Origin of the sequence: Candidatus Accumulibacter vicinus (assembly GCF_000584955.1) — a bacterium.
GTDB classification, from domain to species: domain Bacteria; phylum Pseudomonadota; class Gammaproteobacteria; order Burkholderiales; family Rhodocyclaceae; genus Accumulibacter; species Accumulibacter vicinus.
This window is the reverse complement of the sequence record NZ_JDSS02000011.1, coordinates 28,522-37,899: the sequence shown is the minus strand read 5'-3', so window position 1 is coordinate 37,899 and position 9,378 is coordinate 28,522. Positions and strand designations below refer to the sequence as shown.

Annotated in this window: 12 protein-coding genes and 1 pseudogene; 10 read left to right on the top strand and 3 right to left on the bottom strand. The window is 64.3% G+C overall.

From position 1 onward, the window contains the following. Positions 1–247: pseudogene (locus CAPSK01_RS02960) on the bottom strand (cytochrome C); the annotation flags it as partial. A gap of 64 nt (positions 248–311) precedes the next feature. Continuing rightward, on the bottom strand, positions 312–1,190 hold the full coding sequence (gene rsmI / locus CAPSK01_RS02955) for a 16S rRNA (cytidine(1402)-2'-O)-methyltransferase (RefSeq protein WP_034922294.1): 879 nt from the start codon (positions 1,188–1,190) through the stop codon (positions 312–314). Here rsmI and CAPSK01_RS02950 point away from each other — a divergent pair. The 4 genes from CAPSK01_RS02950 to CAPSK01_RS02935 are packed head-to-tail and all read left to right on the top strand — an operon-like array spanning position 1,189 to position 3,261. Beyond that, complete coding sequence (locus CAPSK01_RS02950) at positions 1,189–1,617, top strand: YraN family protein (RefSeq protein WP_034922291.1); 429 nt, start codon at positions 1,189–1,191, stop codon at positions 1,615–1,617. The two genes, rsmI and CAPSK01_RS02950, sit on opposite strands and share 2 nt — an antisense overlap. Then, the gene (locus CAPSK01_RS02945; RefSeq protein ID WP_034922288.1) at positions 1,595–1,972 is read left to right on the top strand and encodes an HIRAN domain-containing protein; all 378 of its coding nucleotides are present in this window, start codon (positions 1,595–1,597) and stop codon (positions 1,970–1,972) included. Before CAPSK01_RS02950 ends, CAPSK01_RS02945 begins: the two co-directional genes overlap by 23 nt. Positions 1,973–2,017: 45 nt before the next feature. Beyond that, the gene (locus CAPSK01_RS02940; RefSeq protein WP_034922285.1) at positions 2,018–2,611 is read left to right on the top strand and encodes a phosphoheptose isomerase; all 594 of its coding nucleotides are present in this window, start codon (positions 2,018–2,020) and stop codon (positions 2,609–2,611) included. After that, on the top strand, positions 2,608–3,261 hold the full coding sequence (locus CAPSK01_RS02935) for a BON domain-containing protein (protein ID WP_034922281.1): 654 nt from the start codon (positions 2,608–2,610) through the stop codon (positions 3,259–3,261). The genes CAPSK01_RS02940 and CAPSK01_RS02935 overlap by 4 nt, the downstream gene beginning before the upstream one ends. A 35-nt stretch (positions 3,262–3,296) precedes the next feature. Here the strand turns inward: CAPSK01_RS02935 and CAPSK01_RS02930 are convergent, their stop codons facing one another. After that, on the bottom strand, positions 3,297–3,653 hold the full coding sequence (locus tag CAPSK01_RS02930; RefSeq protein WP_034922449.1) for a dihydroneopterin aldolase: 357 nt from the start codon (positions 3,651–3,653) through the stop codon (positions 3,297–3,299). A gap of 112 nt (positions 3,654–3,765) precedes the next feature. Here CAPSK01_RS02930 and plsY point away from each other — a divergent pair, with 112 nt between their 5' ends. From plsY to CAPSK01_RS02900, 6 genes are all read left to right on the top strand, one after another. Beyond that, entirely contained in the window at positions 3,766–4,383 is a 618-nt protein-coding gene (plsY, locus tag CAPSK01_RS02925; protein ID WP_034922278.1) for a glycerol-3-phosphate 1-O-acyltransferase PlsY, read from the top strand. A 154-nt stretch (positions 4,384–4,537) separates the two neighbouring features. Then, positions 4,538–5,068 carry a ubiquinol-cytochrome c reductase iron-sulfur subunit gene (gene petA, locus CAPSK01_RS02920; protein WP_273702988.1) on the top strand — a complete coding sequence of 177 codons (531 nt, stop codon included), beginning with the start codon at positions 4,538–4,540 and terminating at the stop codon, positions 5,066–5,068. 76 nt (positions 5,069–5,144) lie between these two features. Next, positions 5,145–5,537 (top strand): hemerythrin family protein, encoded by a 393-nt coding sequence (locus CAPSK01_RS02915; RefSeq protein WP_034922270.1) that lies wholly within the window; start codon positions 5,145–5,147, stop codon positions 5,535–5,537. 223 nt (positions 5,538–5,760) lie between these two features. Continuing rightward, the gene (locus CAPSK01_RS02910; protein ID WP_034922265.1) at positions 5,761–6,396 is read left to right on the top strand and encodes a glutathione S-transferase; all 636 of its coding nucleotides are present in this window, start codon (positions 5,761–5,763) and stop codon (positions 6,394–6,396) included. Positions 6,397–6,421: 25 nt separating this feature from the next. Continuing rightward, a complete protein-coding gene (locus CAPSK01_RS02905; RefSeq protein WP_034922261.1) occupies positions 6,422–8,491 on the top strand; it encodes a pyridoxamine 5'-phosphate oxidase family protein in 2,070 nt (689 codons plus the stop codon). Positions 8,492–8,560: 69 nt separating this feature from the next. Further along, positions 8,561–9,378: FAD-dependent oxidoreductase (locus CAPSK01_RS02900; protein WP_034922446.1), on the top strand; the 818-nt coding region annotated here is incomplete at its 3' end.

The window sequence follows — 9,378 nt, the reverse complement described above, 5'->3', positions numbered from 1 at the left end:
GCTGCGGGATGCTGCCGTCGGAAAGTCCGCCTGCCGACGGCAGGTGGCAACTGCGGCACAACTCGTAGATTTCCTGACCGCGCTTCCGGTTGCCCTTGAGCTCCAGTGCTGCGCTCTTCTCCCCTGTCGACGCCTGCCATGGGTAATCCCTGACCTCGATGCCCGCAGGCCGGGGTACCGGCGGCCCGGCCTGCACAAGCACCGCGGCAAGCATCGCCAGACAAAACCCCGGAACCTGTTTGTTCATTGCCCACTCCCTGCTGTTTGAAAACTGAATCGTACTTCCTGGCCGACGATGACGGTACGTTCATTCAGCTTGAGCTGCAGCCATCCTTTCTCCTCCGGTCGTCCGACCCCTTCAAACCCAGGGCCCGCTGATACAAGGCATTCTTTCCGACCCCGGTAATCGCGTGCGCCAGCCGGCTGGCCTGCCGGATCGACAGGCCATCGTCGAGCAGAAGCTGCAACACGCGTTCGCCCTCGGTGCTTTCCTCGACCGGTGCTGCACCGGAAACGAGCAGCACGAACTCGCCACGCTGGCGATTGGCATCGGCCAGCAACCAGGCCTGCGCTTCACCGAGTGCGCAGCAATGAATGCTTTCGAACAGCTTCGTCAGTTCCCGCGCCAGAACCAGCGTACGTTCCGGTCCAAAGGCCGCGCACAGGGCAGCGACGGCTTCGAGAATGCGATGCGGCGCCTCGTAGAAGATCAGTGCATAGGGCAGGGGCGCCAGTTCCCGCAAGACCGCTGCGCGCTGCCCGGCCTTGTTCGGCAGAAAACCGTAAAAAAGAAAACGAACTTCGTCGAGCCCTGCCGCAGACAGCGCGACCACCGCCGCACAGGCACCAGGCAGCGGAATGATGCGATGGCCGGCAGCACGCACTTTCGCCACCAGCCGCGCACCCGGATCCGATACTGCCGGTGTGCCGGCGTCCACGACCATCGCGACCGACTCACCGGCGGCAAGGCGCGCGATCACCTGTTGCGCGGCGCCTTCTTCGTTATGCCGGTGCGCCACCAGCAAGCGCGCATTGCAGCCGTAGTGGCGCAGCAGGGGTGCACTGTGACGCGTATCCTCGGCGGCGACCCAGGGCACCTGCTGCAGGACTTCGATCGCGCGCTGTGTGATATCGCCAAGGTGGCCGAGCGGCGTCGGAACGACATATAATGCAGGAGATTCTTCTGTCATGGAGATCAGCTTGCCGGTGAGCCTTAAAGATAACACGCGCAGGCCAGCAGGATACCTTGCTCGTTTAGCCAGCCCAGCCGCTTCGGGGGCGATGGCCGAGGAACTCGCCGCGCGCTTCCTCGAAAGGCACGGTCTGAACGTACTGCTGCGCAATTATCGCTGTCGGGGTGGCGAGGTGGACCTGATTTGCCGGGACCGGCAGGTACTCGTCTTCGTTGAAGTGCGCCTGCGCCGCAACGCCCGCTTCGGCGGCGCGGCCGCCAGTATCGACCTGGCCAAGCAGCGGCGTATCGTTCTCGCCGCGGAGCATTACCTGAGTACCCATCCTGGTCGGGAATCCGACTGCCGCTTCGACTGCATCCTGTTCGACGAACTGTCCGAGGCCGCCATCGAATGGATTTGCGATGCGTTTCCGGCAACTGATTAGTCCCCTCCTCTGGCTGGTCCTCGGCGGATATGCCGGCGCCGCTGAAACGATCCGGGTGCTTGTGCAAAGTTCGCCGCTGGCCGGCAGCCAGTATTACGCAGTCGCCGAGCTGTGGTCGCAGATCAAGCCTGGCGACCGCCTGATCCTGATCCGCGAACCCGACAACCGCCATGACCGCAAAGCCATCCGCGTCGAATGGAACGGGCGCCTCCTCGGTTACGTCCCGCGTGCCGAGAACCGTGCCGTGGCGCAGGCAATCGACGCCGGCGAGAAACTCGAGGCGCGCGTTTCCCGACTGCGCGACGACCCGAATCCCTGGCGCCGCGTCGAGTTCGAGGTGTTCCTGGTACTCTGATGTTAGAATGGCCTTCCTTCTTGTCCCGGAACATCGTCACAGCCCATGGATTTGATCAGCCGTATCAGCGGGCACTTCACAGAGAGCGCACAAACCAAGCTTGACGCCGTCGAATTTCTGGCAGCGCCCATTGCCGAGGCGATCGAAGCGATGGTCGGCTGCCTCCTGAACAATGGCAAGATCCTCGCCTGCGGCAATGGCGGCTCGGCGGCTGATGCCCAGCACCTGGCGGCCGAACTGGTCGGCCGCTTCGAGCTGGAGCGCCACGAACTGGCGGCAATTGCACTGACCACTGATTCCTCGGTGATCTCGGCGATCGCCAACGACTACGGTTACAAGCTCGTCTTCGCCAAGCAGGTACGTGCCCTCGGGCAGCCCGGAGACATTCTCGTGGCCATCTCCACTTCGGGCGATTCGCCAAACGTCATCGAGGCGATCAATGCTGCACACGAAAACGACCTGCGCGTTGTGGCCCTGACCGGCAAGGGGGGGGGCACGGTCGGCGAAATCCTGCGCAAGGATGACATCCACGTCTGCGTACCGGCGGAGCGCACGGCGCGCATCCAGGAAACACATCTGCTGATCATCCATTGCCTTTGCGATGGGATGGACTGTCTGCTCATGGGAGTCGAAGAATGAAAAAAAGTCTCGTCACCAGCTTGTTGCTCGGCGCGCTGCTGCTGCCGATGCTGCAGGGTTGCCTGGCAATGCTCGCCGCCGGTGCGGGCGGTGGCGCTCTGGCGGCGCTCGATCGGCGGTCGCTGGGAACGCAAACCGACGATGAAAGCATCGAATGGAAAGCCAGTGCACGCGTCCACGAGAAGATCGGCGATCAGGCGCATACCAGCTTCACCAGCTATAACCGCAAGGTGCTGATTTCCGGAGAAGTGCCCTCTGAACAGATGAAGGCAGAAGTCGGGCAGATCGTCGCCGGGGTGCCACAGGTCCAGGGGGTTTACAATGAACTCGTGGTTGGTCCGATCAGCTCCTTCTCGGCGCGCAGCAATGATTCGTATGTGACGACGCGGGTCAAGAGTCGCTTTGTCGACACCGGCAATCTCAACGCCGTACATGTCAAGGTAGTGACCGAAGCCGGGGTCGTCTATCTCCTGGGTCTGGTCAGCCAGCGCGAAGCCGACACAGCGATCCAGGTGGCACGAACCACCGGCGACGTCAAGAAGGTCGTGACGCTGATGGAGATCCTCCCCGACGCCAAAGTCAAGGAACTGGAGCTGAGCATGCCAGCCACCGCCAAACCCCCGGCAAGCTCTCCAGCGGCTGGCGGATAGCAGAGCCATTCCTGAGCGCTGCCAGGTGGCAGCGCTCAGGCCGCAGCACCTCGCTCGATGACCACGCCGACGCGCTGCACTCCGTGCATCATGCCGAGTTTGGCAATCGAGACGCGCACCCAGGTGGCGCCGAAGTCCTCCAGGAGCAGGGTAGCCACATACTCGGCAAGCCTTTCGAGAAGGTTGAAATGGCGGGCGCCGAGTTCGGCACGCAAACGCTCGACCACCAGCGCGTAATCGATGGTATCACCGATGTCGTCGCTGGCGCCTGCAGAGGCGGTCGAGGTGCCAATCTGCAAGGAGATTTCCAGCGTTTGCGGCATGGCCCTTTCACGCGGGTAGATGCCGATCAGCGTCGAGGCGCGCAGGTCGTCGATGAAGATGATGTCCATGTGGTGAGACGTCAGGTCGGTGTAGAATTGCCCGTCGGGCGTGCACAGCCCGCAGCGCGATTGCAGTGCGCGCATTCTAACCCAGAGCACTACTGACTACCCAAACCCCTCGATGCCGCCGCCCTTGATCTCTCTGCTTGCGGTCCTTGCCGCTTATCTGCTCGGCTCCGTGTCCTTCGCACTGGTCGCAAGCCGACTCTTCGGCCTGGCCGACCCGCGCAGCTATGGTTCGAAGAACCCAGGCGCCACCAATGTGCTGCGTAGCGGCCACAAGGGCGCCGCTCTGTTCACCCTGTTTGGTGACACCGCCAAAGGCTGGTTGGCGGTCTTTCTTGCCAGTCGCCATGCTGCCGAGTATGGTCTGGGCGGCTATACCGTCGGGCTCGTTGCACTGGCCGTCTTTGTCGGCCATCTCTACCCGGTTTTCCTGAGATTCAGAGGCGGCAAAGGCGTGGCAACGGCCGCCGGCGTGCTGCTCGCCATCGACCTCTGGCTGGGGCTGGCAACCCTCGGCACCTGGTTGCTCGTCGCCTTCACACTGCGCTATTCGTCACTGGCCGCCCTGCTGGCGGCAACGGCAGCGCCGATTTACGGCTTTCTCATGTGGGGGCGCGATTCCATGCTGCTGGTGGTCGGCCTCATTGCCATGGCACTGATCGGTAAACACTGGCAGAATCTGCAACGCCTGATGGCCGGCAGCGAGCCGAAGATCGGGGGCAGGAAGCCATGACCGGGGACCCCTCAGGTACTCGAACCTTCCCGAAAACCTTCCCAACCACCCACAAATCCCCGGAGCGTGCGGGGATCGGAGCACTGCACCTCCATGACGCCTGATACACAGGCACCCGAGTGGCCTCTCCAATCCGGCCATGAATGACGATCCGATGCCCCGCCCGCAACGTCGTCGCCTGCAGGTGCTGGCGGGGATCTGCGCCATTGGAACAGGCGTCGGCGCCGCCAAGTACCTGACCGGACACGCCCGGCCGCCAACCGGCAACCCGGTCGCTGCCGATCTCGCGGATCTGCTGCCAGGAAGGCTGCGGGTGCTCGACTGGCAGGGTCGCACGCTATGGATTCTGCGCCGAACGGCTGAGGAGGTCAGCGCCCTGGCCGATCACGAAAGTGAACTCGTCGACCCACACTGCCAGCATTCGCTGCAACCCGAAAACTGCAGCAATCGCCATCGTTCGCTGCACCCCAATGTCTTCGTCGCCATCGGGCAATGCACCCATCAGGGTTGTACGCCACAGCTGCGCAACGGGCCCGGCATCCGCAGCGAGTTTCTGTGCCCCTGCCATACCTCGAAATTTGACCTTGCCGGGCGCGTCTTCCGTAGTGGACCGGCGCCGGCCAACCTGGTGATTCCAGTATATCGGCTTGACGGCGACAGCCGCGTCGTGGTCGGCGAGGCGTAAGCAGCCCTGACCCTGGAGCAGCATGCTATGCTACCGCTCAACATTTCAGAAGAGCCTTATATCAAAGGAATGGCGCATGCAACAGGTCGATGATGAACATTGTCCCGGATTGAATCCGACCATGGACGGCGAGCACCGCGTCCAGCTTGGCCTGATCAACGCCTTGTGTGATGCCGTCGAGGCACACGCCGACCCCGGGGAAATCGGTCACATCCTGGAAACCCTGGTGGAGTACAGCAAGGCACATTTCCTGTCGGAAGAGTTACTGATGCGACTCGACAGTTACGATGGCTTCGACGAGCATGTCGAGGACCACGCCGAAATACTGGACACCCTCACCGCGATCACCGACACCTATCAGATCGACCAGACCGAACTGATACCGCAGCAGGCGCGCAAGCTGTTGGCTTTCCTGATCCGCCACATCGAAACGCGTGATGCGCACTACGCGAGTGCGCCTCGTCTCTGACGAGGATCATCGCAGGCAACTCCTGACTTCGGGGGGCCACTTCAAAATACTGCTTGCCGGACTATTGCAGGAACTGGAATGGTGATTTGCGCCGCACGGCGATTCCCCTCACACGATTTTGATCCGACCATGTCTACCCGTGACTGGCGCCCGCATTGGCCTCCGGCCACCTGCTCCGCGTCGTCGCCTCGTCCCCTGGTCCCCCACTCTCTGGAGAATCGTCATGTCGGCCATACCCGCTACCCCCATCAAACTCTATCGTCACCCCCTGTCCGGTCACGCCCATCGCGTGCAACTGATGCTGTCGCTGCTCGACTTGCCGACACAACTCGTCGACGTCGACCTGATGAAGGGAGCGCACAAACAACCCGAGTTCCTGGCCCTGAACCCGTTCGGCCAGGTTCCGGTGATCGACGACAACGGAACGATCGTTGCCGATTCCAACGCGATTCTCGTCTATCTGGCTCGCCAGTACGGAGGTGAGCAGTGGCTGCCGAGCGATGCGGTCGGTGCCGCCGCGGTGCAAAGGTGGCTGTCCGTGGCCGCCGGTCAGATCGCCTTCGGGCCGGCGGTGGCGCGTCTGGTGACGGTATTCGGAGCGAAGAAGAATGCGGACGAAGCGATTGCCCTTGCGCACGCCGTTCTGAGCGTCATCGAGGGCAATCTGTCGCGGCACGCCTTCCTCGTCGGCGACGCGATGACCATCGCCGATGTGGCGGCCTATACCTACCTCGCGCATGCGCCCGAAGGCAACGTATCCCTGGACGCCTACCCGAAGGTGCGCGACTGGCTGGCGAGAATCGAAGCCCTGCCCGGCTTTGTCGGCATGCAGAAGACCGCCGCTGGACTGGCGGCGTGAGCACCGCAACCGGGAGTCGGCAAGAATGAGCGCGGCAACAGTTTCCCCCTGGCACCGCGGCGAACGCGAGCTGCAACAGAGCGTCGGCGTCGCCGAGCGCATGGAGGTGTTTGGCCGCCAGGTCATCCGCGACTACATGCCGGAACAACATCGCACGTTCTACCGGCAGCTTCCGTTCCTGGTGATCGCCGCCGTGGACTCGGCCGGCGATCCCTGGGCGACGCTCGTCGAGGCGCGCGCGGGTCTGGCGCAGTCAGCCGATGCGCGGCACCTGCAGATCAACGCCCTGCCCGGCCCGGGGGACCCTGCGCGCGACGCGTTGAGGCCGGGCGACGGCATCGGCGTGCTCGGCATCGAGCTGCAGACGCGTCGCCGCAATCGCGTCAATGGCAGAGTGGTCGCGCGCGACAACCGCCAGTTGACGTTGCAGGTCGAGCATGCCTTCGGCAACTGCCCGCAATACATTCAGGCAAGGAACTTCACGTTTTCCGGTGATCCCGCCGAGCCGTTCAGCGGTCACGCGGAAGTTCTGCCGACCCTCGACGCCGAGGCCAATGCCCTGATCCGGACGGCCGATACCTTCTTCGTCGCCAGCTATGTGGATCCGGAAGGGGATGCCGGCAGACGCCAGGTCGACGCCTCGCATCGCGGCGGCAAGCCCGGTTTCGTGCGTATCGACGGCGATGTCCTGACCATCCCCGATTTTGCCGGCAACCTGCATTTCAACACCCTGGGCAATCTGCAGGTCAATCCGCGGGCGGGCCTGCTGTTCATCGACTTTGCCAATGGCGATCTGTTGCAGCTCAGCGGCCGTACCGAACTGGTCCTGGCGGGTGACGAAGTCAGCAGTTTTCAGGGGGCCGAGCGGCTCTGGCGTCTGCATGTCGTCAAGGCGGTGCGCCGCCGCGGCGTGCTGAAGCTGCGCTGGCGTCTCGATGAGGTCTCTCCCAATTCGCTGCTGACCGGATCGTGGGAAGAGGCCCTGGCTCGCCAGCAGGCACAAGCCTTGCGCAACCAGTGGCGGCGCTTTCGCATCGCGCACATCGCCGACGAAAGCTCGACGATCAAGTCCTTTCATCTCGAACCCGCCGACGGCGCCGGTTTGCCGCTCTTCGAGGCCGGGCAGCACCTGCCCATCCGGCTGATGGTCGCCGCGGGAGCCGCACCTGTCATTCGCACCTACACCCTGTCGGCGGCGCCGTCGGATGGCTACTACCGCATCAGTGTCAAGCGCGAAGGACGGATTTCGCAGTTCCTGCATGAGCACATCGCCGTCGGCGATGAAATCGAGGCCCGTGCGCCGCTGGGCAATTTCGTCGTGGACCCGCATGAACGCCGCCCGCTCGTTCTCCTGTCGGCCGGGGTGGGAATCACCCCCATGCTCGCCATGCTCCGCGAGGTGGTGTACGAAGGGGTGCGTACCCGCCGCGTCCGCCAGACCTTCTTCGTCCATGCGTCGCGCACGCTGGCCGAGCGGGCCTTCGACAGCGAACTCCAGGAACTGATCGAGCGTGCCGATGGTGCGGTCGAGGCGCTGCGCATTCTCAGTCAGCCCGAGCCCACGGCCGTTCTCGGCGGCGACTATGACGTTCAGGGCCGCATCGATCTTCCCTTGCTGAAGGCCATCCTGCCCTTCGACGATTTTGATTTCTACCTCTGCGGTCCGGCGGCGTTTGCTCAGGACCTGTACGACGGCTTGCGGGCGATGCAGATTGCCGACGAGCGAATTCACGTGGAGCAGTTTGGCCCCTCGTCGCTGCGCCGGCGAGTGGCGGAAGCGGTCACGGCAAACCCACTGCCCACCCTGCCGGTGGCCGAAACTTCCGTCGCGGTCGTGTTTGCGCGGTCGGCCAAGGAGGCCCGCTGGCAGCCGGGCGGCGGCAGCCTGCTGGAACTGGCGGAAGCGCGTGGCCTGACACCGGAATTCAGTTGCCGGGGCGGTTCCTGCGGCACCTGCAAGACCCGGCTGCTGGCAGGCCAGGTCAGCTACACGTCGCCGCCCGCCGTCGCCCTGGCGACCGACGAGATTCTGCTCTGCTGTTCGGTGCCGGCGGCGGGTGCCGGCAACGCGGCGGGCCTGGTGCTGGACTTGTAACGCGTCGATGGCCGCTGCTCGCCGGCAACGGGCATCGGCAAGGAATGACTCGAGGAAAGGGGCTTGTCCATGAACACGCTGGAAGTCGATGTCGCCATTATCGGCGCCGGCACCGCCGGAATGTCCGCCTACCGCGCCGCGCTGGCGCATACGCGCAGCGTCGTGGTCATCGAGGGCGGGCCGTACGGGACGACCTGCGCGCGCGTCGGCTGCATGCCCAGCAAACTGCTGATCGCCGCCGCCGAGGCCGCGCATGCGGCAAGGCAGGCCGACGCCTTCGGTGTCGTCGTCGATTCGCTACGCATCGATGGCGCCGCCGTCATGCGGCGCGTTCGTGACGAACGCGACCGCTTTGTCGGCTTCGTCACCGAGGCGGTGGAACATTGGCCGGCCGAGCACCGCCTGCGCGGTCACGCGCGCTTTCTCGACCGCCACACGCTGCAGGTTGGCGAGCACACGCGCGTAACGGCGCGGCGCATCGTCATCGCCACCGGCTCACACCCGAACGTGCCGGCCGAATGGCGCGAGGCCGCCGGCGATCGGCTGATCGTCAACGACGACGTCTTCGCCTGGCAATCGCTGCCGCAGTCGGTCGCCGTGCTCGGGACCGGGGTGATTGCGCTGGAGCTGGCGCAGGCCCTGCATCGACTGGGCGTGCGCGTGTCTGTCTACGGCCGCGGCGAGCGCGTCGGCCCGCTCACCGACCCCGTCCTGCAGTCCGCAACGCGCAAGGTCTTCGCACAGGAGCTGTCGATACGCCTGGGAGCGTCCGACCTGCACCTCCGGCGTATCGGCAACGAGGTCGCCGTCCGCGTCGGTGACGAGGCTCCGGCCGCTGAACAGCGCTACGAGTGGATATTGGCGGCGAGCGGCCGCCGTCCCAATCT